23 protein-coding genes are annotated in these 22,720 nt (G+C 44.7%); 12 read left to right on the forward strand and 11 right to left on the reverse strand.

All coding sequences use genetic code 11. The features are described 5' to 3' along the window. The first annotated feature begins 19 nt into the window (after nucleotides 1–19). A complete protein-coding gene (gene putP, locus F941_RS08755; protein WP_005010259.1) occupies nucleotides 20–1,534 on the forward strand; it encodes a sodium/proline symporter PutP in 1,515 nt (504 codons plus the stop codon). A 66-nt stretch (nucleotides 1,535–1,600) separates the two neighbouring features. On the opposite strand, the gene F941_RS08760 is transcribed toward putP, so the two are convergent. Beyond that, complete coding sequence (locus tag F941_RS08760) at nucleotides 1,601–2,092, reverse strand: Lrp/AsnC ligand binding domain-containing protein (protein WP_018572631.1); 492 nt, start codon at nucleotides 2,090–2,092, stop codon at nucleotides 1,601–1,603. A gap of 125 nt (nucleotides 2,093–2,217) precedes the next feature. Between F941_RS08760 and putA the strand changes: the two genes are divergently transcribed. The 4 genes from putA (at nucleotide 2,218) to F941_RS08780 (ending at nucleotide 8,147) form a co-directional block, all read left to right on the forward strand. Continuing rightward, nucleotides 2,218–5,964, forward strand: a complete 3,747-nt coding sequence (putA, locus tag F941_RS08765; RefSeq protein ID WP_005010262.1) for a trifunctional transcriptional regulator/proline dehydrogenase/L-glutamate gamma-semialdehyde dehydrogenase — start codon at nucleotides 2,218–2,220, stop codon at nucleotides 5,962–5,964. Nucleotides 5,965–6,130: 166 nt separating this feature from the next. Further along, nucleotides 6,131–7,213, forward strand: coding sequence for a tRNA (uridine(54)-C5)-methyltransferase TrmA (trmA, locus tag F941_RS08770; RefSeq protein ID WP_005010265.1), 1,083 nt, complete (start codon nucleotides 6,131–6,133; stop codon nucleotides 7,211–7,213). A 241-nt stretch (nucleotides 7,214–7,454) separates the two neighbouring features. Next, the gene (locus F941_RS08775) at nucleotides 7,455–7,679 is read left to right on the forward strand and encodes a hypothetical protein (RefSeq protein ID WP_005010267.1); all 225 of its coding nucleotides are present in this window, start codon (nucleotides 7,455–7,457) and stop codon (nucleotides 7,677–7,679) included. 213 nt (nucleotides 7,680–7,892) lie between these two features. After that, nucleotides 7,893–8,147, forward strand: coding sequence for a hypothetical protein (locus tag F941_RS08780; protein WP_005010269.1), 255 nt, complete (start codon nucleotides 7,893–7,895; stop codon nucleotides 8,145–8,147). A 34-nt stretch (nucleotides 8,148–8,181) separates the two neighbouring features. Here the strand turns inward: F941_RS08780 and F941_RS08785 are convergent, their stop codons facing one another. After that, nucleotides 8,182–8,901, reverse strand: a complete 720-nt coding sequence (locus tag F941_RS08785; protein WP_228128322.1) for a phosphodiester glycosidase family protein — start codon at nucleotides 8,899–8,901, stop codon at nucleotides 8,182–8,184. 151 nt (nucleotides 8,902–9,052) lie between these two features. On the opposite strand from F941_RS08785, the gene F941_RS08790 reads away from it, so the two are divergent. Next, nucleotides 9,053–9,589 carry a lecithin retinol acyltransferase family protein gene (locus tag F941_RS08790; protein ID WP_005010273.1) on the forward strand — a complete coding sequence of 179 codons (537 nt, stop codon included), beginning with the start codon at nucleotides 9,053–9,055 and terminating at the stop codon, nucleotides 9,587–9,589. Between the two features lie 43 nt (nucleotides 9,590–9,632). Here F941_RS08790 and F941_RS08795 read toward each other — a convergent pair whose 3' ends face one another. The 3 genes from F941_RS08795 to F941_RS08805 all read right to left on the reverse strand — a co-directional run bounded on the left by F941_RS08795 (nucleotide 9,633) and on the right by F941_RS08805 (nucleotide 12,936). Then, complete coding sequence (locus tag F941_RS08795; RefSeq protein WP_005010276.1) at nucleotides 9,633–10,076, reverse strand: SRPBCC domain-containing protein; 444 nt, start codon at nucleotides 10,074–10,076, stop codon at nucleotides 9,633–9,635. A 111-nt stretch (nucleotides 10,077–10,187) separates the two neighbouring features. Next, nucleotides 10,188–11,099, reverse strand: coding sequence for a bestrophin family protein (locus tag F941_RS08800; protein WP_005010278.1), 912 nt, complete (start codon nucleotides 11,097–11,099; stop codon nucleotides 10,188–10,190). A gap of 112 nt (nucleotides 11,100–11,211) precedes the next feature. Beyond that, the gene (locus tag F941_RS08805; protein ID WP_005010279.1) at nucleotides 11,212–12,936 is read right to left on the reverse strand and encodes a glutamine--tRNA ligase/YqeY domain fusion protein; all 1,725 of its coding nucleotides are present in this window, start codon (nucleotides 12,934–12,936) and stop codon (nucleotides 11,212–11,214) included. 166 nt (nucleotides 12,937–13,102) lie between these two features. On the opposite strand from F941_RS08805, the gene F941_RS08810 reads away from it, so the two are divergent. Together F941_RS08810 and F941_RS08815 are read left to right on the forward strand one after the other, a co-directional pair. Next, complete coding sequence (locus tag F941_RS08810; protein ID WP_005010281.1) at nucleotides 13,103–13,612, forward strand: peptidylprolyl isomerase; 510 nt, start codon at nucleotides 13,103–13,105, stop codon at nucleotides 13,610–13,612. Between the two features lie 117 nt (nucleotides 13,613–13,729). Beyond that, nucleotides 13,730–14,449, forward strand: a complete 720-nt coding sequence (locus tag F941_RS08815) for a UDP-2,3-diacylglucosamine diphosphatase (RefSeq protein ID WP_005010287.1) — start codon at nucleotides 13,730–13,732, stop codon at nucleotides 14,447–14,449. 35 nt (nucleotides 14,450–14,484) lie between these two features. Here F941_RS08815 and F941_RS08820 read toward each other — a convergent pair whose 3' ends face one another. After that, nucleotides 14,485–14,703: a hypothetical protein gene (locus F941_RS08820; protein WP_005010288.1), complete on the reverse strand. Its 219-nt coding sequence runs from the start codon at nucleotides 14,701–14,703 to the stop codon at nucleotides 14,485–14,487. 339 nt (nucleotides 14,704–15,042) lie between these two features. Beyond that, nucleotides 15,043–15,840: a 4-hydroxy-2-oxoheptanedioate aldolase gene (gene hpaI, locus F941_RS08825; protein WP_005010291.1), complete on the reverse strand. Its 798-nt coding sequence runs from the start codon at nucleotides 15,838–15,840 to the stop codon at nucleotides 15,043–15,045. A gap of 263 nt (nucleotides 15,841–16,103) precedes the next feature. Between hpaI and nfsB the strand changes: the two genes are divergently transcribed. Together nfsB and F941_RS08840 are read left to right on the forward strand one after the other, a co-directional pair. Further along, on the forward strand, nucleotides 16,104–16,757 hold the full coding sequence (nfsB, locus tag F941_RS08830; protein WP_005010292.1) for an oxygen-insensitive NAD(P)H nitroreductase: 654 nt from the start codon (nucleotides 16,104–16,106) through the stop codon (nucleotides 16,755–16,757). A gap of 573 nt (nucleotides 16,758–17,330) precedes the next feature. Next, on the forward strand, nucleotides 17,331–17,540 hold the full coding sequence (locus tag F941_RS08840) for a hypothetical protein (protein WP_035361837.1): 210 nt from the start codon (nucleotides 17,331–17,333) through the stop codon (nucleotides 17,538–17,540). Between the two features lie 88 nt (nucleotides 17,541–17,628). On the opposite strand, the gene F941_RS08845 is transcribed toward F941_RS08840, so the two are convergent. The 4 genes from F941_RS08845 to F941_RS08860 all read right to left on the reverse strand — a co-directional run bounded on the left by F941_RS08845 (nucleotide 17,629) and on the right by F941_RS08860 (nucleotide 21,350). Further along, nucleotides 17,629–18,486, reverse strand: coding sequence for an EamA family transporter (locus F941_RS08845; protein ID WP_005010300.1), 858 nt, complete (start codon nucleotides 18,484–18,486; stop codon nucleotides 17,629–17,631). Nucleotides 18,487–18,595: 109 nt separating this feature from the next. Then, on the reverse strand, nucleotides 18,596–19,633 hold the full coding sequence (fba, locus tag F941_RS08850; protein ID WP_005010302.1) for a class II fructose-bisphosphate aldolase: 1,038 nt from the start codon (nucleotides 19,631–19,633) through the stop codon (nucleotides 18,596–18,598). Nucleotides 19,634–19,755: 122 nt separating this feature from the next. After that, the gene (locus tag F941_RS08855; RefSeq protein WP_005010304.1) at nucleotides 19,756–20,010 is read right to left on the reverse strand and encodes a hypothetical protein; all 255 of its coding nucleotides are present in this window, start codon (nucleotides 20,008–20,010) and stop codon (nucleotides 19,756–19,758) included. A gap of 152 nt (nucleotides 20,011–20,162) precedes the next feature. Further along, nucleotides 20,163–21,350 (reverse strand): phosphoglycerate kinase, encoded by a 1,188-nt coding sequence (locus tag F941_RS08860; RefSeq protein ID WP_005010307.1) that lies wholly within the window; start codon nucleotides 21,348–21,350, stop codon nucleotides 20,163–20,165. Nucleotides 21,351–21,489: 139 nt separating this feature from the next. On the opposite strand from F941_RS08860, the gene F941_RS08865 reads away from it, so the two are divergent. Together F941_RS08865 and F941_RS08870 are read left to right on the forward strand one after the other, a co-directional pair. Beyond that, nucleotides 21,490–21,873, forward strand: a complete 384-nt coding sequence (locus F941_RS08865) for a DUF2237 family protein (RefSeq protein WP_005010308.1) — start codon at nucleotides 21,490–21,492, stop codon at nucleotides 21,871–21,873. After that, the gene (locus tag F941_RS08870; protein WP_005010309.1) at nucleotides 21,873–22,466 is read left to right on the forward strand and encodes a Maf family protein; all 594 of its coding nucleotides are present in this window, start codon (nucleotides 21,873–21,875) and stop codon (nucleotides 22,464–22,466) included. Before F941_RS08865 ends, F941_RS08870 begins: the two co-directional genes overlap by 1 nt. Nucleotides 22,467–22,720: the final 254 nt, after the last annotated feature.

The following is a 22,720-nucleotide window of genomic DNA, read 5'->3' on the forward strand; positions in this document are numbered from 1 at the left end:
GACAATGGATGGCATAGTTATGAGCCAACTCAATCCAACGCTAATCACGTTTATTTTCTATATCGTGGCAATGCTTGGCATCGGGCTTTACGCCTACAAGGCAACGACAAATTTTGACGACTATATTTTAGGCGGGCGCAGCTTAGGCAGCGTCGTTACCGCACTCTCTGCTGGCGCATCTGACATGAGCGGCTGGCTGCTGATGGGTTTGCCTGGCGCAATTTATTTATCCGGCTTATCAGAAGCATGGATTGCAATTGGTTTAATTATCGGTGCTTGGCTCAACTGGCTGCTGGTCGCTGGACGTCTGCGTGTTCATACCGAAGTACAGCATAATGCGTTAACATTGCCAGATTATTTCACCAGCCGTTTTGGTGATACTAAAAAAATTCTGCGCATTATTTCAGCATTTGTCATTCTTATCTTTTTTGCCATTTATTGCGCTTCCGGCATGGTTGCAGGCGCGCGCCTGTTTGAAAGCCTGTTTGGCTGGAATTACACTTCTGCACTTTGGATTGGCGCAATCGCCACGATCAGCTATGTCTGCATTGGCGGGTTTCTTGCCATCAGCTGGACAGACACTTTCCAAGCAGGCTTAATGATTTTTGCTCTGCTGCTGGCGCCCATCATGACCTATATGGCAATTGGCGATCATGCGCAGCAAGTTACGGCTGTGGTTGAATCAGTGCGCCCATTGGCAAATAATATGATTTCCGATTTGGGCGTAGTCGCAATTTTATCATCTATGGCATGGGGCTTGGGCTATTTTGGCCAGCCGCATATTCTTGTGCGCTTTATGGCTGCGGATTCCGTAAAATCCATTCCATCTGCGCGCCGCATTGGCATGACGTGGATGATTCTTTGCTTAGGCGGCGCAGTTGCCGTGGGCTACTTAGGCATCGCCTACTTCAACATTCATCCGGAGCATGCCGCCGCAGTGACTGCGAACCCTGAAACAGTGTTCATGGAATTGACTAAAATCCTGTTCAACCCATGGGTTTCAGGCGTAGTATTGGCTGCCATTTTAGCGGCAGTCATGAGTACGCTCAGCTGCCAGCTTTTGGTCTGTTCAAGCACATTGACCGAAGATTTATACAAAGCTTTCATCCGTAAAAATGCGTCTCAAAAAGAATTAGTTTGGATTGGCCGTTTGATGGTGCTTGCCATTGCGGTGCTTGCCATCATTCTGGCCCTCAATCCTGAAAGCAAAGTTCTTGGACTGGTGGCTTATGCATGGGCTGGGTTTGGCGCTGCATTTGGCCCATTGATTCTCCTGTCTTTGTTCTGGAAGCGCATGACATTGAATGGTGCGATTGCAGGCATGATCGTAGGCGCTGCGACGGTAATTTTGTGGAAAAACATGATGGCGGATACAGGCATTTATGAAATCATCCCTGGCTTTATTTTCTCCCTGATCAGCATCGTTATTTTCAGCTTAATCAGCAAAACGCCATCGAAAGAGGTCACTGACCGTTTTGACCAGGCCAATGCTCTGTATGAAAAAGAAATGCTTGAGCTTAAATCTAAGCAATAAGATTTGATTTAAGCATTTAATATAAAAGGGGCGCTCAGCCCCTTTTATATTGCCTGTACAGAACTGTTATTTTTTCAGCGGCTGCTTGATCTCAATCTGGGAAGACTCCTTAATCACTTCCATGACAGGGTAACTGCGGGTTTCCTTCACCCCCGGCAGCTGCCACAGCACCTGACCTGATATTTTTCTGAATTCTTCCATGCTGGCGCAGCGGATTTTCACCACAAAATCAAATCCCCCGCTGATCATGTGGCATTCCACAATTTCAGGATATTGAATAACGGCATCGGTAAATTCTTCCAGAACATTGGGCGTGGTTTTATCCAAAAGAATTTCGACAAAAACGACAAAACTTTTATTCAGCATGTCTGGATTGAGCTTTGCTTCATAGCCTAAAATAAACCCATCTTTCGTGAGTTTCTGCACTCTCGCCAAGGCTGCTGTGGGTGACAGATTCACCATTTCCGCCAGTTTAATATTCGAAAGCCGTCCATCTTTTTGCAGAATATCCAATATTCTGATATCTGTACGGTCCAACGTCATGATTGGGCTCGCCATTTGAATTTTTCCCTAAAAATTAAGCAAAATATAGTGAGTTGTACGCCATATTTTCTGTGATCATAAATTAAATAAACCCGAATACTCAATTTAAATTTTCACTGTCACAGGATGTTGGCGTAAAAATGATGGAAGCAAGATCTCAATTCAGCGAAGCCCAAACGCAGCCCGGTTATATCACCCCTTTTGATGTAAAAACCGAATATGAAATGGAAATCAACCGCGCATGGCGCCGTGATGAAAGTGAAACTGTCGAAAATTTGCTGGAAAACAGCAAAATCGATCCGGAAATTTCAGACCGTATTTACAAGCTGGCATTTGACTTAGCGCACAGCTTGCGTGAGCGCAAAGGCGATTCAGGCAAAGCCGGTATCGTGCAAGGGCTGCTGCAAGAGTTTTCTTTATCCTCTCAAGAAGGCATTGCACTGATGTGCTTGGCTGAAGCGCTGCTTCGCATTCCGGATACCGCCACCCGTGACTTATTAATTAAAGACAAAATCAACCAAGGCAACTGGAAAGACCATTTAGGTCAAAGCAGCCTGATGTTTGTCAACGCGGCGGCCTGGGGCTTAATGCTGACTGGGAAATTAATGGAAACGCCAAAATCCAACAGTCTGTCTGGCTTGCTGACCGGCCTATTGGCGCGCAGCGGCCGCGGCATTATCCGCAAAGCTGTTGACGCGGCAATGCGCATGATGGGCGAACAGTTTGTGACTGGGGAAACCATCAGCGAAGCGTTAAAAAATGCTGAAACCTTAGAAGATAAAGGCTTCCGCTATTCTTACGACATGCTGGGCGAAGCGGCTTTAACCGACCCTGATGCAGAACGCTATTATGATGATTATACCAATGCCATTCATGCCATTGGCCAATCCTCTGCCAATAAAGATGTTTATGACGGCCCTGGCATTTCTATCAAGCTTTCTGCGTTGCACCCGCGCTATCAGCGCGCTCAGATTGAACGCGTGCAAGACGAGCTGTATGACAAAGTGCTGAAGCTTGCTGTATTGGCAAAGCATTACAATATTGGCTTGAATATTGATGCTGAAGAATCTGAACGTTTAGAAATTTCACTGCAGCTTTTGGAACGGCTGTGCTTTGAACCGCAGCTGGAGGACTGGAAAGGCATCGGCTTTGTGATTCAAGCGTATCAAAAACGCTGTTTCTATGTGGTCGATTATGTGGTCGATCTAGCCAAACGCAGCCAAAAGCGCTTAATGATCCGATTGGTGAAAGGCGCGTATTGGGACAGTGAAATTAAGAAAGCGCAGATTGACGGCATGGCGGATTACCCGGTCTTTACCCGCAAAGTGCATACAGACCTGTCTTATATTGCCTGCGCCAAAAAGCTGCTGGATGCGCCTGAATTGATTTACCCGCAGTTTGCAACGCATAACGCGCAAACACTGGCAACAATCTATCATTTGGCAGATCCAGCAAAATACTATGCCGGCCAATACGAATTCCAATGCCTGCATGGCATGGGTGAGCCGCTGTATCAGCAAGTTGTCGGAGATAAGGAAGATCAAAAATTAGGCGTGCCTTGCCGTATCTACGCACCTGTGGGCAACCATGAAACTTTATTGGCTTATTTAGTGCGCCGCTTGCTGGAAAACGGCGCAAATACTTCTTTTGTAAACCGTATTGCAGATAAAACTTTACAGATTGATGACTTAATCGAAAACCCGCGCATTACTATCGAAGATGCCGCGCAAGCTGAAGGCAAAGCCGGCTTGAAGCATCCAGCGATTCCATATCCTGCCCATTTATACGGCGATATGCGCAAAAATTCTGCCGGTTTTGACTTAGCCAATGATCGCGACCTTTCGGCGCTAGACGCTACTGCGCAAGCGCTGCATCAGCAGCAATGGCAAGCCGCGCCTATGGGCGGCAATTTGCGGGCAGCTGCAGACGCAACATCTATTGTTGTGCTGAATCCAGCTGATCATTTAGATGTTGTGGGGTATGTGACTGAAACGACTTTGGATCAAGTGGATTCTGCTTTAGCCAATGCAGAAGAAGCGCAGCAGGCGTGGAAAAGTTTAGCGAAGAATGACCGCGCAGCCTGCCTGCAGCGCGCCGCTGACAGCATGGAAAACAATCTGCAGCAGCTGATGGTTCTGCTTTGCCGTGAAAGCGGTAAAACTTATGCCAATGCCATTGCCGAAGTCCGCGAAGCTGTTGATTTCCTGCGCTACTATGCGGCGCAAATCATTGACTTGAATGATGCCGTACAAATCGAACCGTTAGGCACGGTGCTGTGCATTAGCCCATGGAACTTCCCGCTGGCCATTTTTTCAGGCCAAATTGCGGCGGCATTAGCCTCTGGCAACACGGTCATTGCCAAACCTGCTGAGCAAACTCCGCTGATTGCAGCGCAAGCTGTGCAAATGCTTTGGGATGCAGGCGTCCCTCCATCTGTATTGCAGCTATTGCCTGGCCGAGGCGAAACTGTCGGCGCCAAACTGAGTGCGGATGAGCGTGTGCAAGGCATCATGTTTACCGGATCGACTGAAGTTGCCAGAATTTTGCAAAAGACCGCAGCGCAGCGCTTGAGCCGTTCAGGACAGTCTATTCCGCTGATTGCGGAAACTGGCGGGCAAAACGCCATGATCGTGGACTCATCGGCATTAACAGAACAGGTCATTTTAGATGTAGTGAATTCAGCCTATGACAGTGCAGGCCAGCGCTGCTCTGCCCTGCGCATTCTTTGCGTGCAGGAAGACAATGCGCAAAGCGTGATTGCCATGCTCAAAGGCGCAATGCAGCAGCTGAATGTCGGCAAACCGTATTTATTAAATACGGATATTGGCCCAGTCATTGACCTTGAAGCCCAAGGCATTATTGATACGCACATTGATAAAATGCGCGCCAAAGGCCATCAGGTTCATCAATTCATGCGCAATAGCGATCAATCTGCCTTAACCTCAGGCACTTTTGTTGTGCCAACCCTGATTGAGTTGCCAAACTTAAATGATCTGGAACGTGAAGTCTTTGGCCCAGTCCTGCATGTCATTACCTATAAATACGGTGAGCTTAATCAGCTGATTGATCAAATCAATGCCAAAGGTTATGGACTGACCATGGGCCTGCATACCCGTATTGATGAAACCATTCAAACGGTCATCAGCAAAGCGGAAGTCGGCAACTTATACATTAACCGCAATATTGTCGGCGCAGTGGTAGGCGTGCAGCCATTTGGCGGCGAGGGCCTGTCAGGCACCGGCCCTAAAGCGGGCGGCCCGATCTATGCTTACCGCTTAATGCAGCATTGCAGCCATAAAAAACTGGCTCAGCCTTTTGCTGTAGGCAAAGCTGAAGCTCTGCCGAATCATCAGGCGCTGTATGAGCAATTCAAGCAATGGGCAGAACACATGTTTCCGCAGCATTCATTACAGCTGCCAGAAGACTTCTGCGCAGGCCAAAGTTTTGAACTGCAAGGCCCAACCGGTGAAAGCAACCAGTATGCTGTATTGCCGCGCAGCCGCGTACTGATGCTTGCAGAGCAAGAGCTGGATTATATCCATCAGCTGCTTGCAATCTTAAAAGTCGGTGCACAGCCTGCGGTCTTGGCAGAAAACACCTTCATTCTTAAATATTTGCAGCAAATGCCTAAAGCCGTTGCCGCCCGCATCGCCGTGCTGGCCACGATTGAAACAGGCAAGTTTGATGCCGTGCTGCTGCATGGCACAGAAGCGCAGCTGCTTCAGCTGCAAAAACAAATTGCTGCACGTGATGGCGCGATTATCGGCATTACTCGCTTAGAACCGGGCCAGTATGATATTCCGCTGGAACGTTTTGTCATCGAACGCGCGGTCAGCATCAATACTGCTGCTGCTGGCGGCAATGCCAGCCTGATGACTATGAGCTAACCAGTCCTCTACCCTCAGAGGAAGCAAACCCGTATCCGTACGGGTTTGCTTTTTATGCCAGCTGAAAATGATAAAAAAATGGCTATTTTGAAAGAATAATTTGACCGTTGAAGTTCAATCTTTGCTACCATCCCAGCTTTGAACATGTTTGTGATTTTTTCTGTATATGACTTCATCTTATCAGCAACAACTTGATGCAAAAGTTGAGCGTATTTCAGCGCAATTTGCCGAATTTAATCCTCCCTCATTAGAAGCTTTCAACTCACCAGAGCAAAACTTCCGCATGCGCGCAGAATTCCGTATTTGGCATACTGAAGATGATATGTTCTATGCGATGTTTGAACGTGATGCAGACGACCAAAAGAAAGTCATCGAAATCAAAGATTTTCCAATTGCGGATCAAAGCATTAATGCACTAATGCCGGTATTGCTTGATGAATTAAAAGCCCAAAAAATTCTCTCGAACCGCTTATTTGAAGTGCACTTTTTAGCAACGCTAAAAGGCGAAATGCTGGTGTCTTTGGTCTACCGCTGCCCGCTCAATGCAGAGTGGGAAACTGCCGCCAAGGCATTATCCAATAAACTGAATATTAAAATTTACGGCCGCAGCCGCGGACAGCGTGTCATTTTGACCGATGACTATGTGGTTGAAGAACTCAGCGTTTTCGGCCGTAGCTATCAATACAAGCAAATTGAAAGCAGCTTTACCCAGCCCAATGCAAAAGTGTGCCAGAAAATGCTGGAATGGGCCTGCAATGCAGCGCAGCATTCCAACAAAGACCTGCTGGAGCTTTACTGCGGCAACGGCAACTTTACACTGCCATTATCTACGCGCTTTAACCGTGTTTTAGCCACTGAATTGGCAAAGTCTTCGGTTTATGCTGCGAAGTGGAATATTGAAAAAAATGCCATTGATAACATTCAAGTTGCCCGCCTGTCTGCAGAAGAATTTACCCAAGCCTATAATGGCGAACGTGAATTCCGCCGCTTAGAAGAAGCTGGCATTGATATGAGCAGCTACGATTTTGACACGGTCTTTGTCGATCCGCCGCGCGCCGGTATTGATGATGAAACCCTCAAACTGCTGCAGCGTTTTGAACGTATTATCTATATCTCATGCAACCCGGATACCTTGCATGACAATTTGAAAACGCTATTGCAAAGCCATAAAATTGTGCAGTTTGCAATGTTTGACCAGTTCCCATACACCCATCATGTGGAATCTGGCGTTTTGCTGGAAAAGATTTAAACAATTTATTTCCAGTCATACTAATGCCATAAAAAAGGGTTTTATCTAAAACCCTTTTTATTTTATTAAAAATGAGTCACTTAAGCATTTACATACAATAAGATTCAGAAATTTCGCTTATTAAAGGCCTATCAATCGGAAAAAACAGCATTTGATTGATGCTTTTATCTCTCTTGTCGGCTTGCTTTATTTACTGGTTTGGATATATTTCGTCCTATGTTAGGCTGCAGATGAAGGCTCTATGAGTTTTTGGCAAAAACTGTTTTCGAATGAACAGGAAAACGAGCATAAAAATCAAATTGCTTGTGTTGAAAATGATTGTTCTTGCAAAACCAATGAACAGCTTCTTCAAGCGTTAGCGAAAGCCGCCGATGAAGATGTCATTATTGGCATTAAAAAAGTGTTAGCTTCTCGAGGCTACAGCCGCAAAGAGCTCAATGAACTTCAGCACTTGCCGCTTCAATAGCAGGTCTGAGTTTCAAAAAAAGGCATTTAGCATACTAAATGCCTTTTTTATTGAATGAATACTATCAACCTAACTTTGCTTTTATCTTTATTAAACAGTTATCTTGTTCTATATTCTCTGCTGTATTAAAAAACAACTCTAAAAAGCTTGAACAGCATTTTTTACTCGATGCCGTTTCAACATAAAAAACCATTCAATAATTATAGGGCAATCATGAAATCATTTAGCGTCATTACCAGCAGTATGGTTATTCTCAGTCTAAGCGCATGCAGCCAAGTGCCGAAGGAATGCAGCGAATCCTGGAAAAAGATCGAATCCCTTTCTAAGCAGATGGGAATGCCAGAAGATCAAATTAAAGCGCATAAAAAAGAGTTTGAAGACAGCATCAAGGGATTAAGCAAAGAAGATGCTGTTCAAGCCTGCAATATGCAAAGCGCATTTCTGAATATGGCATCTAAACAGCCTTAAAGTCTGCTTAAGTTAAAGCTTGCCCCAATTCAGCCTATTTACACGCTGACGGCTCACTGTATGCAAGCATCGGTCCTAAATCCCGCGATGCATCATGCAAATTTAAGCCGGTTGAATATATGCTGGAAATGCTGCCATCCAAATACAGCGCATTGTCTGTTTTCAAGCTGTCTTTGAAGTAGGATGCAAACTGATAAAATGTGACTGGCTCACGGCTGATGACAAAATACAGCTTCTGATCCTTAATACCAACCCCATTGCGGATTTTATGAGAGCTGGCATCCTGCAGGAAGTTGGTATTGATCCTGCCGTTAATCACCAGCATTGGGCCAGATTGCGTTGCATATTTGGCTTTAAAATGATTCCGCTGAAAAGCCTCAGTGGTCTGAATCAGCGCTTTTTGATCATTCCATGCCAAGACCCCGTTGGGCTGAATGAAAAAGTTGCCAAATCCATGTTTTGCCTTGTTCAGCTCGCGCAGCTGCTGACCATTTTCAACATACAGCCCCACTGGTGAAAAGTCGGAATGATACATGCCTGCATTCATGGCAAATTGCATACTTCTACAGCCTTTGCGCAATGCAGCTTCCAGCCTGCTGAACGTTAGATAAGGCGTGTTCTGAGGGCTGTAAAGGTACAACCCTAAGTTTTTAAAGTCCCGCACTTCAACGACTGCGCTCTGAATAGGTTCTTCAGATTCCCAGCTGCGCAGTTTTGCGGGTGCCTGCTGCGCAGCAAAAAGGCTCAACGCCAAGAAACTCGCCTTCACAGGCAGATTCCATATATTTAATAATTTCACTGCAGAATGCCCATCCCCATTAATTCCAAAATAGTCGATTAATTCGCAGAAAAGAAGTAGACTAGATCATAAAAATACACTTGCAGCTTTATTGGTAAACGTCTACATGCACCAGCAGACACCACGGATTCCTCTAGGGGCGCATTTAATCATTAAGCATCTTGGTTATAGCCATCATGGAATCTATGCAGGACGAGGCAGAGTAATTCATTACTCAGGTTTCGCTCATCTCTTCAAAAAGCACCCCATCGAAATCACTTCTTTGGAGGCTTTTTGCCATGGTAAAAAATTTAAAATCCAGCCTTACCGCGCGCCTAAATATACTGGCCGTAAAGTTGTACGCCGCATGCGCTCGCGCATGCATGAAAATAATTATCATCTGATCATCAATAACTGTGAACATCTATGCACTTGGGCCATTACAGGTGTAGAAAGCAGCCCTCAAGTCGTGCGCATGATGAACCGACTGACAACCATCGGCTATGTCAGTTCCGCAATGAGTTTTATGAACAGCATGATGCTGACCGTAACCACAACTTGTTTCGCCCTGGTCTTTTATATTAAGAAGAAATTACGCGAAAAAGCCAAAATGCAAATATCCGTTTATACAGAATTAAAGCAGCAGGAACATAAAAAACACTAGCTGAGATCTTGATGCGGCTATTGGATAAACTCCACTGTATTTTTTAGAATGGCGGAAACTTATCCTGCACAAAGTTCGCGTGAATACCATGTTCCAAATGTATTTTTGCAACATCCAGCACAGTCGTAAAACCGCCCGTACTGTCGATCACAAAGTTCATTAATGCATCTCCTTCAAGGGGGATATCATAATTTTTAATCGTCACATAGGTTTCCAGAGCCGAAATTTTTTCAAATACAAAATCAACTTTGCTTTTCGGCTCACCCCATATAATGCGAATTAATTTATTTTCTTGGATATCCAGCACATGCACATTGGATACTGCATTATATTTTTGCCATGTCCATTGTACAGACTTGCCTTTTTCCAAATAACCAGTGGATTGGCTAAACCAAAACTGTGTCGTGATTAGCGGATCTACAAAAGCATTAAAAACGATATTGGCTGATTTCCGTATCAGCATTTGGGTTTCAATCACTATGCTCATCACTTCATCCTTCCAAGTCTTACTGTTCGAGATCTTTCTGTGATAACACAGCTTTAAGCAGGCTTCATATCACAGAATTGTTATCTTCAAAATTGGAAGGCACAGCATTTTTCAGCTTAAATTACTCTTATGCGCATGGATGACTGGCGGCAGTTCAGCCCCTATTGATGTAAGCATTTCACGCTCAATATTGCGCACAATTGAATCCAGCGGCAGATCATTTTCCTGCTCACCAAAGGGCTCTTCCAGCTCAGCGCTGAGTGCATCCAGCCCTAAAAAAAGATACGCAATCAGCGCCACAATGACCGGCGTCCAAATGCCTAAGCTGGATTCCAAGCTGAACGGCAGAATAAAGCAGAAGGAATATACGGCGCGGTGCAGCAACACAGAATAGGAAAATGGCAGCGGTGTCGATGAAATGCGGTCACAGCCCGCATGAATATCGCCCAATGCGATGGTATGCCTGGTTAATGCGCTGTAGATAATATCGGTGATCAATCCTTGCTTATAAAAGCCAGCTAGATCTTTTTGCACAATTTCCATGACGTATTGCGGCGGGTTCAAATGCGCCTGCAATGTCTGCCACTGCTGCTCACTGAACAGAATATGCTTTTGGTAATGATCATACGCCGCATGTGATTTGCGCAGGCGGTCACGCAGCAAGTGCGTAAACAGCATCACACGGTAGATCATCACTTCACGCGCATCATCCTCCAGCACATATGTATCGCGTATGATATGCCGTGTATTTGCAATCAGTGCGCCCCAAAGCTTGCGCCCTTCCCACCAGCGGTCATAACAGGCGGTATTGCGGAAGCTTAAGAAGATGGAAAGAATGACCCCAAAAATGGTAAAGCCAATTGCGGGCACCTCCGGAACAGCTACGTAATGCCGAGCCGCCATATAAACCAAACCGGCAGATATCAGCACCACAACCAGCAATGCAGGAAAAACTTTTGGCAAAATTGTGCCATGCCATGCAAACAGCAATTTAAAGCTATTGGTTTTGTCTCGGATAATCACAGCTGTTCCTTTTGTTTTACAGATGAAGCGGCATGAAAAAGCCCAACCGAAGTTGAGCTTGATCTTAACCTATTTAGAATTCAAAGGTGAATCCCATTGAAAACACGAGGTTTTATTTACCTGGCTTGAAGCTGTCTTTTAAATCCAAGATGCGGTTAAACACCGGTTTGCTGCTTGTATGATCGTATTGATCTGCAACAAAGTAGCCTTCACGTTCAAATTGGAACCGGTCTTCAGGCTGCGCTTCTGCCAATGTAGGCTCAATCACCGCTTCAACAATCGTTAAAGAATTTGGATTTAAATTATCAAGGAAGTCTTCGCTAACTTCAGGGTCTGCTTCTGTGAATAAACGGTCATAAATACGCACTTCAGCTTTCACGCCTTTAGTCGCAGATACCCAGTGCACAACACCTTTCACCTTACGGCCTTCAGGGTTTTTGCCTAGAGTTTCCGGATCGATCGAGCATTTAAGCTCAATAACTTCACCATTTTCGTCTTTAATCACTTCGTCACACTTAATTACATAAGCATGGCGTAAACGCACTTCACCGCCCGGAATTAAACGCTTAAAGCCTTTTGGAGCAATTTCTTCAAAGTCTTTACGGTCGATATAAAGGTCTTGCGTTAATGGAATGATACGCTCGCCCATGTCCACGTTTGGATGGCGCGCATGCACCAAATCCATTGCTTCAGGCAAATTCGTTAAGGTCACTTTCAATGGATTTAACACCGCCATGCCGCGGCTTGCGGTATTTTCCAAAGACTGACGGATACAGAACTCAAGCATTGCCACATCTACAATACTGCCATCGACTTTTGTAACACCCACACGCTTACAGAATTCACGCAGGCCTTCTGCAGTAAAGCCGCGGCGGCGCATCCCCACAACTGTAGGCAAACGCGGATCGTCCCAGCCATTCACAAAACCGCCATCCACTAAACGGCGCAATTTACGCTTAGAGGTAATGGTGTAATCAACATTTAAGCGGCTTGATTCATACTGACGCGGCACAGAGGGTGATTTCACCTTCTCGATCACCCAGTCATAGAACGGACGGTGATCAACAAACTCTAATGTGCACAATGAATGCGTAATGCCTTCAATCGCATCAGATAAAGGATGCGCATAGTCGTACATTGGGTACATTTTCCATTTATCACCCGTTTGATGATGCTCTGAATGCAGTACGCGGTAAAGAATCGGATCACGCATGTGAACGTTAGGAGAAGTCATATCAATTTTGGCGCGTAAAACCGCCTGACCTTCACCCAGTTCGCCATTACGCATTTGTTCAAAGCGCGCTAAGTTTTCTGCAACCGTTGCATCACGCTGCGGTGAGTTTTTGCCCGGCTCTACAAAGTTGCCGCGGTTTAAACGAATTTCTTCAGGGCTTTGCAAGTCAACATACGCATCACCTTGCTCAATGAGCTGCACCGCCCAGGTATAAAGCTGGTCAAAATAGCTTGATGCATAGCGCGGTTCGCCATTCCATTCAAAGCCTAACCATTTTACGTCGTTGGCAATACCATCGACATATTCTTGTTCTTCGGCATCCGGGTTTGTATCATCAAAACGCAGGTTGCATAAGCCATCAAATTCTTGTGCAATACCAAAGTTCAAGCAAATTGCTTTTACATGGCCAATGTGCAGATAGCCATTCGGCTCTGGCGGAAAACGTGTAACCACTTGCTGCGTACGGCCAGAAGCCAAATCATCGGTAATCACTTGACGCACAAAGTCTAAGCCTGGCTGTTGTTCCTGCTGCACAGTGTCGACGGCGTTGCTATTTGGTGTCGGGGTGTTCGGCAGTGTTGAAACAACATCATTTGGCTTCATAACAGTAAAATCACTTTTAAAATAAAAATTAAGAGAATTAAAACGCTATTTGATCATTTTAACAAAGAAAATAACGTTTTTACTTGCCTTGTAGTTTACAGTTTGCTTATGCTTCTCACAACCAAAAAACCCATGGCTTTGCAGGCCATGTTCAGGAGATTACACCATGAGTTTTCCTCAAGTCGAATTAAACACCACTAAAGGCCGTATTGTGCTTGAGCTTAACAGTGAAAAAGCGCCAAAAACTGTTGCTAACTTTTTAGAATATGTTCGTGACGGTTTCTACGACGGCGTGATTTTCCACCGTGTGATTGATGGCTTCATGATCCAAGGCGGCGGCATGGATGAAAACTTCAAAGAAAAAGCAACACGTGATGCAATTGAAAACGAAGCTGACAACGGCTTGACCAATGACCTTGGCACAATTGCTATGGCGCGTACACAAGCACCTCACTCTGCATCTGCGCAATTCTTTATTAACGTTGGCAACAATGCTTTCCTGAACCACTCTGGCAAAAATGCACAAGGCTGGGGCTACGCAGTTTTCGGTAAAGTTACTGAAGGCCTAGATGTTGTAAACGAAATTAAAGGCGTTCGCACTGGCAACCGCGGTTACCACGCTGATGTGCCGCTAGAAAATGTTGTGATTGAATCTGCTAAAATCATTTCTGAATAATTTTTAAATCCTCCCCAGCCCTCCTTTAATTAAGGAGGGCGCTTCTTGACTAGATGCAAGTACACCTCCCTTTATCAAAGGGAGGCTGGGAGGGATTCTAAAATAAGGAAAAGATTCGTGACCTACCTGTTTATCGCAGATTTACACTTGTCACCAGATCACCCTCGGCTCGTTCGGGGGTTTCTAGATTTATTAGATGCTTATAAAAACAACAACACCCAGCTGTATATTTTAGGCGATTGGTTTAATGCATGGATTGGCGATGACTACAGTGCGCCATGGCTGGATGAAATCATCACTGCCTTAAAGCAGTTTAATGATGCCGGCAATCAAATTTACTTTTTATCCGGCAACCGCGACTTCGCATTAGGCAAAACATTTCTGCAAAAATTTGACGGCACATTGCTAAATGACATCGAATATTTAAAAATTGCACACTCCATTATCCGTTTAGAACACGGCGACCTGCTCTGTACCGATGATGTGTCTTATCAAAAATTCCGTAAAATTATCCGCAATCCGCTGTTACTGGGCTTTTTAAAGAAAATGCCTTTAAGCTTCCGGCAAAAACTCGCCAATGGCTTCCGCAAAAAAAGCCAGCAAGCCAATCAAATCAAAAGCTATGACGTTATGGATGTCAATCAGCACGCTGTTGAACTTGCTTTGTCAGATGCGGATATTTTAATTCATGGCCACACCCACCGCCCGCAAATCCATGATGTGCACGGCAAGCCGCGTATTGTTTTAGGCGACTGGCGTGAACATGAAGCGCTGATATTAGAGCTGGATCCGCAAAATCCTGAGCTAAATTTAAAGCTAAAAAAATGGCACTATTGATGCCATTTTTTAAATCACTCATTATTCAGCCAGATTTACTTCAAACGGAATAGTTGATTCTGTCCAATGTAAAAACTGGATCCGTCTAAATTCATAGGAACTGTTTGACCAGATTCCAATAAGATTTCTTCTCCTACCGGAACCCAAATAAAGCCGCCTACCGTATTTTGCTTACGGTTAAGCGGAACCACTTGTACTTGTACAATATCGCCATTTACGGCTATGGCTGTACGCCATTGATTTAAAATTTCCAAGATATTCACTCAACAATTGAGCTTTTTGTGACACAACAAAGAGGATTAATAAACGGGTTTGGAATAATAATTCTTCGACTGCAGCCATGCAGTTTTCTACACAGTTTTTAGGCCATTTGGCTATAAACTAATAAATCACAATCAGCTATAAAAAATTAAACAGGCAGATCGCCCATTCTTAAATAGGTTTTTATTATACATTGTCATTACAATATATGCAAAGCTTAGAATTAATCACTTATTATTCCAAACTTTGCATATATTAAATGCTCAATTTATAGGTACTACAGCATCCATATAAACACCCAAACGGCTGCTCTCTGCGCAATGCTGCTGGGCTTAATAGCCGCCTTCTGAACGGATGGATTCTGCATCTGGCTTATATTTTTGCAAAAGTTCACGCAGTGAATTCATCAATACACTGGTATCTACACCAACCGCAACAAATTCTGTTCCAAGCGCCATATATTGCTGCGTCGCTTCATGCTGTGTAGATAATATGCCAGCAGCCTTACCCGCTGCACGAATGCGCTGTATAGCATCAATGACAGCTTTTTGCACTTCCGGATGATTGGGATTGCCTTCATAGCCCATGGTTGCTGACAAATCAACAGCCCCGATAAATACCCCATCAATCCCGTCAATCTTCAGAATGTCATCTAGATTTTCCAATCCCGTGACTGACTCAATCTGAATCAGCAGGCAGATATTTTCATGCGCAGTGGTGTAATAATCAGGAATACTGTTCCAGCGCGTTGCCCGCGCTAAGGCTGCCCCCACGCCGCGCACGCCCATAGGCGGATAATGCACGGCTTTTACCATCATCTGTGCCTGCTCTACTGTTTCCACCATGGGAATCAGCAACGTCTGCGCACCTATATCCAGCAGCTGCTTGATCAGCTGCACACTGCCGATCGGCGGGCGCACAACCGCTTGTGACGGATAAGCAGCAATACTTTGCAGCTGCGCCAATGTGGTTCTTAAATCGCTGGGCGCATGTTCGCCATCAATCAGCAGCCAGTCATAGCCGGCGTTGGCCGCGATTTCAGTGCCGTACGCATCCGCCAAACCCACCCATAAGCCAATCTGCTGCTGGGTTTTCAATTTACGCTTAAAGTAGTTTGTATAATCAATCATGTACACACTCAATGCAAGATGAGATATTGATTTGATTAAACCCCTTTTAGCTAGAAGTACCAATAGTGAATTGCTATGTCCTCATTGAAATGAACTATAAGTCCGTGTGTAAATCAGCAGGAATTCATCCTTGCTCACCGGCGGCTTTCAAGACTTCTTTCTGGATTTTCTTTATCAGCTCTAAGTTATATGAAAATTCTTCTCATCTATTTGTCATTCGAATCAGGTAAGATAAAGCAAATTGATTAATGGAGAGCGCATTCATGGATTTGCTGAACGTTTCGAAAACCCGCTATACCACTAAAGCTTATGATCCTGCTAAAAAAATCCCTCAGGCACAGTTTGAGCGCCTGCTAGAAATCCTGCGGCTTGCCCCATCTTCCATTAATATTCAGCCTTGGCATTTTTTCATTGCAGACAATACGGCAGCGAAAGAGCGCATTGCCAAAGCGCTCGTTGGCAAATATGCATACAATGCCCCTAAAGTTTTAGATTCATCGCACACGATTTTGTTTTGCACCAAAGCAGACATCAGCGAAACCCATCTTGAAAATCTGCTGAACCGCGATGAAATCAGCGGACGCTTTAAAGATGAAAAAGCCAAGCAAGGTCAAAAAGACAGCCGCACAGGCTATGTCGATTACTACCGCAATGAAAAAGGTGATATTCAGCGCTGGGCAGAAAATCAGACTTTTATTGCGCTGGGCCAGGCCTTATTGGCAGCAGGCATTGAAGGCATCGATGCCACGCCTATTGGCGGCTTTGATGAGTCTATTCTTACAGAAGAACTGGGCTTGGCTGAAAAAGGCCTGATTCCATCCGTACTGCTGACATTGGGTTACCGCAGTGAAAATGACTTCAATGCAAAGCTGCCAAAATCACGCCTCGTGAAAGAAGATATTTTCACGGCGCTTTAATTTATAAATAAAAACGATGAAAGGGAGAATTTCTCCCTTTTTCTGTCATTTCAGGACTTATTTTTTAAACAATAATCGAGTATATTTTGCGCAAATACAAAATAGGTCACTCATTATGCCTGTTGCACCAAAATTACCCATGAAATTCAAATGTACAGCATGCAAAACTGTATATATGCATAAATACAATTCAGACGCATTTTTAAACTACCCAGCTTGCCCGAATTGCCAGAACGCAGGCCAATTGCAAGGCACAATCGAAACCCACGACCTTTTCAAATACCCGCTGGCCATCGCAAAGAGCTATTTGCAAGATTCTATGCTGCGCTTTAACCGTTAATATTGACGCCTAAATTCAACTGAAGCATTCGATTGATCAACAAGCGCCTCCCTTAAATGCGAGGCGCTGTTTTATCTGTACTTTTAGCTAAGCATCAGTTTAAAAAATCAATGGATTCGAATCATTTGGCCCAAGTTTTGCTTATTCCTTAAACACATACCAATTGCCTGATTGTGAGGTGTCCAATGGCTTTGAGCGTTCTTAGACTAAGTTTCACTCCTGCGCTATTCAACATGCCTATGAAGTTTGAATGCGCAGCATGCCATCAAAACTATTTGCATCCTTATACATTAGATGCCCATCATTACCCTGCCTGCCCTAACTGCCAGCAGGCGGGCCTGCTGCAAGGCCTTGCAGAAACAGAAGACTTAATTTATCATCCCATTCAATTTTTATCAAACTACAGGCGCATGCTGAAATCCGCATGCGACCAATCCAATTAAGGCCTTGGCTTTTTATTGCATGGCGAAAGGCATAAAAAAAGCCTGCTTCAGCAGGCCCTCTATTCTACAGATACGGCTATATCCAGTTTTAAAACATCGTGTAGGCCAAACACAATACACTCACAATGCCTAGGCACAATCCCAGACCAGACCAAATCCTTAATTTCTCTTTAAAAATAACAAGGCCGCTGAGTACACCAAACATCACCACTAAAATATTCACCCCTGCAAAGACAACGGCTGGAGTGTCTTTCAGGAGCATGTGGGCTTTGACATATAGCGCAATATTGGCAAAATTCAGCACCCCCAATCCCAGACCCGCAAGAATGTCCCTTCCAGCGCCAATGCTTTTATGCCGTACAGTGGTGTACAAAATAGATAAGGCAAAGGCATAAATAAAGACCAAATTCAGCGCCACTGAGAATTGCAGTCCCAAACCTGTCGTATATTTAAGCAGCACATCAATCAGCGCATAACCGACCCATACACCTGTTAAATATAAAATGGCATAGGGGCCTTCTGTTCTTTCTTCATCAGCACGGTGCGAAAGCAAAATGCACAGCACACTGCTGAGCCCCAATACAACACCGATAACTTTAAGCTGATTAAACTGCTCTTGAAATACAAAATACGCGGCCATTAAAGACAACACTACGGAAAGCCGCTGCGCAATTTCAGTTTTTAAAATGCCAGCGGTCTGCAGCGACTTCGCCAAACACAAAAAAATAGACGGCAATAAAATGCCTAAAATCAGGATCAGCCACCACGGCGTATGCTGCATCGAGATATGCTGTAAATCCGGCTTAAACCATAAAAAACACAAAATGCTCGCGGCTGCATAATTCCATGCAATCATCTGAAATGTGTTAAAGCCTTTTTCTTTGCAAATTTTAAGTAAAATAGATACTGCCACACTGCATAACGCAGCGGCAAAAATCAGTTCCATGACAATCTCTTTATCATTAAGTCATCGCTAACGCGCTATATTTTCAATGCTTCAATAAAAGAAAAGCCCACATAGTGTGGGCTTTTCTGAAAAAATAATCTATAGCAGATTATTTATAGCGGTCGACCATTTTCTCTAAAGAAATTGGACGAATCTTGTCTGCATTGCCCGCTGTGCCGAAAGCTTCGTAACGGTCAACACAGATCTGTTTCATGGCTTCAACAGTTTGAGCGAAGAATTTGCGCGGGTCGAATTCGCTTGGTTTTTCAGCCATCATACGGCGCATTGCGCCTGTAGAGGCTAAACGCAAGTCTGTATCGATGTTGATTTTACGGACACCGTGCTTGATTGCATCAACCAGCTGTTCAACAGGAACACCATACGTTTCTTTTATGTCGCCGCCGTATTGGTTAATGATTGCAAGCCATTCTTGAGGAACAGAGCTTGAACCGTGCATTACAAGGTGCGTATTTGGCAGCGCCGCATGAATTTCTTTGATGCGGTCAATAGCCAAGATATCGCCTGTAGGCGGACGCGTGAACTTGTAGGCGCCATGTGAAGTGCCTACAGCGATCGCTAAAGCATCAACATTGGTATCCGCAACGAATTGACGCGCTTCTTCAACAGAAGTTAAAAGCTGTGAATGGTCAAGTACGCCTTCTGCGCCTACGCCGTCTTCTTCACCCGCCATGCCGGTTTCCAGACTGCCTAAACAGCCAATCTCACCTTCTACAGAAACACCGCAGGCATGCGCCATAGCAACTGTACGGCGTGTTACGTCTACGTTGTATTCATAAGTTGTCGGTGTTTTACCGTCTGCACCCAGAGAACCGTCCATCATGACTGATGAGAAGCCCAATTGGATCGAACGCTGACATACATCAGGATCTGTACCATGGTCTTGATGCATCACGACAGGAATGTGTGGCCATTCTTCAATCGCAGCTAAAATAAGGTGACGCAAGAAAGGTGCGCCTGCATATTTGCGCGCGCCCGCAGAAGCTTGCACAATAACAGGTGAGTTTGTTGCATCTGCTGCAAGCATAATTGCGCGCATTTGTTCTAAGTTGTTTACGTTAAACGCTGGTACGCCGTAAGCATGTTCGCCGGCGTGATCCAAGAGCTGGCGCAATGAAATAAGAGCCATAGTGTCCTCCCAGGTAATGCGACATATTCTACATGCACAATGGTTTCAAATCAGCATCAAAAAGCCGTTTTATAAAAAAAATCCCTGCTTATGCAGGGACTTTTAAAATAAAAACAACAAACTTAGTGAGCTTCCGCATCCGCCGTTGCTGCATCTGCCGGCGCATTGGCCACTTCAGCAGGCACATCCTGATTCTTTTCATCAAGTACAGGCTTGTCCAGCGCATCAATTTTAGCTTGCTGTTCCAGTGTAGTTTGTTCATCGGCAGCGGGTGCAGATGCTTCAGTTTCAGCTTTTGACGCTTCTTCTTTCTTAGAACATGCTGTTAATGCAAGTGGCGCAATGATTAATGCAGCAAGTGCCAGTTTAAGATTCATCAGATTTTCCTACAGGTGGATGAGTAACTGCAGAAAATTTTATTGCAGTTATATTTCATTTTGATGACTATAAAATGAATCGTTTAAATATCAAAAAAAGAGCAATAAAAAAGGCTGAACATCTGTCAGCCTTTTTTAACGTGCTTTACGCTTTAAGCGCGTTCAAGCAATACCGCTACCGCCGGTAACGTTTTGCCTTCTACAAACTCAAGGAACGCGCCGCCACCAGTCGAAATGTAGCCAATTTTGTCTGCAACGCCATATTTATCAATTGCCGCTAAAGTATCACCGCCGCCGGCAATAGAGAATCCATTTGATTCAGCAATCGCTAAAGACAATGCTTTCGTGCCTTCACCAAATTGATCAACTTCAAAAACGCCGACTGGGCCATTCCAAAGAATGGTTTTAGATGTTTTTAGAATCTCTGCAAATGCTTTTGCAGTTTCTGGGCCAACATCCAAAATCATGTCATTGTCTGCAACATCTTCTACTTTCTTAACGACAGCTTTCGCTGCAGCCAAAGAACCTAAGAAATCGTCAAAGTTGATTTCAGAGGCATCCGCAACCACAACGTCTGTTGGCAGCGGAATAGAAACTTTTGCAGCAATGGCTTTTGCTGTATCAATTAAATCATGTTCGCACAATGATTTACCGACATTGAAACCTGCAGCCGCAAGGAATGTGTTGGCAATGCCTCCGCCTACAATAATTTGATCGCAAATGTCTGAAAGAGATGTCAAGACGTCCAATTTTGTCGAAACTTTAGAACCAGCAACAATGGCAGCCATTGGCTTTTCAGGTGTTTTCAGCGCACGGCCGAGTGCATCTAATTCAGCAGCCAGCAATGGACCTGCAGCCGCAACTTTCGCTAAACGCGCCACGCCTTCAGTCGATGCTTCTGCACGGTGTGCAGTACCAAAGGCATCCATCACAAATACATCGCAAAGCGCTGCATATTTTGCAGCCAGCTCTGGGTTGTTTTTCTTTTCGCCCGTATTGAAACGGCAGTTTTCAAGCAGGACCACTTGACCTGGCTGAACGTCAACGCCATCTAAGTAGTCAGTGACTAATTTCACTTCTTGACCCAATGCTTCTGTTAAATAAGCAGCCACTGGCGCCAAAGACTGTTCAGCTTTTGGTTCACCTTCAACAGGACGGCCTAGGTGAGAATAAACCATTACAGCTGCGCCTTTTTCCAAAGCAGCTTTAATTGTGGGCAATGCAGCGCGAAGGCGCGCATCGCTGGTAATCACACCGTTTTTAACAGGAACGTTTAAATCTTCACGGATTAGTACACGCTTGCCTGCTAAATCAAGGTCAGTCATACGCTGAAAGTTCATGTATAGCTCTCTTTATTGATATCAAAACGCGGAGATTTTAAATGATTATGCAGAAAAAGGTTAGCTTCTTTTGCAGAAAAGGCATCGAAAGCCAAACTTTTGCTATCATAGTCAAAAGCCCCTTTAAGATTCAGAGCTTATGTCAATTCATCCAGATCCAAATATTAACCGTTTAAACGTCTTAGGCGAGCCTTTAGCCAGCTGCTGCTATGACCCGATTACCGGATATTTCCGCAACGGTTTTTGCCATACAGCTGTGACTGATTTGGGACAGCACACCATGTGCGCTGAAATGACTTCTGAATTTTTAAGCTTTTCTCAAAAAGCAGGCAATGATTTAACCACACCGCTGCCTGAAGTCGGTTTTCCTGGCCTGCAGCCAGGCGATTTTTGGTGCATCTGTGTGACCCGTTGGGTGGAAGCATACCAAGCAGGCATTGCTCCGCCTATTAAAATACAAGCATGTCATCAAGCTGTACTTTCTTATGTACCGCTTAATGTCCTAATGGAATATGCAGTGTAATGAATACTCACAAGATCATTTTGGCGTCCAGCAGCCAAACCCGTAAAGATTTGATGGATCGTTTACGGATTGATTACCTGTCTATAGTGCCTGATATTGATGAATCGCCGCGCGGTGAAAGCCATGCCGATGATTTGGCCATGCGCTTGGCTTTAGAAAAAGCAAAATGCATTGCTGAACAGCATCCTGATGCGATTGTGATCGGTTCAGATCAGGTGGCTTGGCGTGAAGGCGCGCCAGATATCTTCATCGGCAAGCCGCTCAGTGCTGAGAAAGCGGTCAAGCAGCTGCAAGCCAATTCAGACAAGATTGTGTATTTCAGTACGGCGCTCAGCGTTCAGCGCTTAGCGTCTGGGTTTGAACAGACACTGGTCGAGCATTACAAAGTAAAGTTCCGCAAACTCAGCCTGCCGGAAATTGAACGCTATGTTGAAATAGAACAGCCTTTACATTGCGCGGGCAGCTTTAAATGTGAAAGTTTGGGCATCAGCCTATTTGAAGAAATGATCGGCCATGACCAAACGACCCTGATGGGCATGCCGATGATTCAGTTATGCAGCATTCTGCGCCAGCTGAATGTTTTAGTCCCTTAAGGTCTTGCATTCCCCGCGTGATATTCAATCAGTCAGCGAACAGTATGTTATAGCTATTCGCTGACTTTCCTCGAAAGATGCATTCCTTAGCAATAAATTACCAGCAGGCAATATGCTTAATCCTCTTTTTAGAATATCTAACGAGTGGATGCTGACATGTGCAGTTCAAAAAAAGCGTAAAAGTAAAATTCAATCATTCAATAAGCAGCCTTCATGCAATACTGACTGATTTGCAAATACCCCGCCGCGTATTT

Origin of the sequence: Acinetobacter bouvetii DSM 14964 = CIP 107468, assembly GCF_000368865.1 — a bacterium.
GTDB classification, from domain to species: domain Bacteria; phylum Pseudomonadota; class Gammaproteobacteria; order Pseudomonadales; family Moraxellaceae; genus Acinetobacter; species Acinetobacter bouvetii.

Coding starts and splice junctions, on each gene's coding strand:
- F941_RS08870 (WP_005010309.1), top strand. CDS start 21,873: ATGAATACTCACAAGATCATTTTGGCGTCCAGCAGCCAAACCCGTAAA.
- putP (WP_005010259.1), top strand. CDS start 20: ATGAGCCAACTCAATCCAACGCTAATCACGTTTATTTTCTATATCGTG.
- F941_RS08805 (WP_005010279.1), bottom strand. CDS start 12,936: ATGAAGCCAAATGATGTTGTTTCAACACTGCCGAACACCCCGACACCA.
- F941_RS08790 (WP_005010273.1), top strand. CDS start 9,053: ATGCACCAGCAGACACCACGGATTCCTCTAGGGGCGCATTTAATCATT.
- F941_RS08775 (WP_005010267.1), top strand. CDS start 7,455: ATGAGTTTTTGGCAAAAACTGTTTTCGAATGAACAGGAAAACGAGCAT.
- F941_RS08840 (WP_035361837.1), top strand. CDS start 17,331: ATGCCTATGAAGTTTGAATGCGCAGCATGCCATCAAAACTATTTGCAT.
- putA (WP_005010262.1), top strand. CDS start 2,218: ATGATGGAAGCAAGATCTCAATTCAGCGAAGCCCAAACGCAGCCCGGT.
- F941_RS08810 (WP_005010281.1), top strand. CDS start 13,103: ATGAGTTTTCCTCAAGTCGAATTAAACACCACTAAAGGCCGTATTGTG.
- fba (WP_005010302.1), bottom strand. CDS start 19,633: ATGGCTCTTATTTCATTGCGCCAGCTCTTGGATCACGCCGGCGAACAT.
- nfsB (WP_005010292.1), top strand. CDS start 16,104: ATGGATTTGCTGAACGTTTCGAAAACCCGCTATACCACTAAAGCTTAT.
- F941_RS08845 (WP_005010300.1), bottom strand. CDS start 18,486: ATGGAACTGATTTTTGCCGCTGCGTTATGCAGTGTGGCAGTATCTATT.
- F941_RS08865 (WP_005010308.1), top strand. CDS start 21,490: ATGTCAATTCATCCAGATCCAAATATTAACCGTTTAAACGTCTTAGGC.
- hpaI (WP_005010291.1), bottom strand. CDS start 15,840: ATGATTGATTATACAAACTACTTTAAGCGTAAATTGAAAACCCAGCAG.
- F941_RS08795 (WP_005010276.1), bottom strand. CDS start 10,076: ATGAGCATAGTGATTGAAACCCAAATGCTGATACGGAAATCAGCCAAT.
- F941_RS08780 (WP_005010269.1), top strand. CDS start 7,893: ATGAAATCATTTAGCGTCATTACCAGCAGTATGGTTATTCTCAGTCTA.
- trmA (WP_005010265.1), top strand. CDS start 6,131: ATGACTTCATCTTATCAGCAACAACTTGATGCAAAAGTTGAGCGTATT.
- F941_RS08760 (WP_018572631.1), bottom strand. CDS start 2,092: ATGGCGAGCCCAATCATGACGTTGGACCGTACAGATATCAGAATATTG.
- F941_RS08860 (WP_005010307.1), bottom strand. CDS start 21,350: ATGAACTTTCAGCGTATGACTGACCTTGATTTAGCAGGCAAGCGTGTA.
- F941_RS08855 (WP_005010304.1), bottom strand. CDS start 20,010: ATGAATCTTAAACTGGCACTTGCTGCATTAATCATTGCGCCACTTGCA.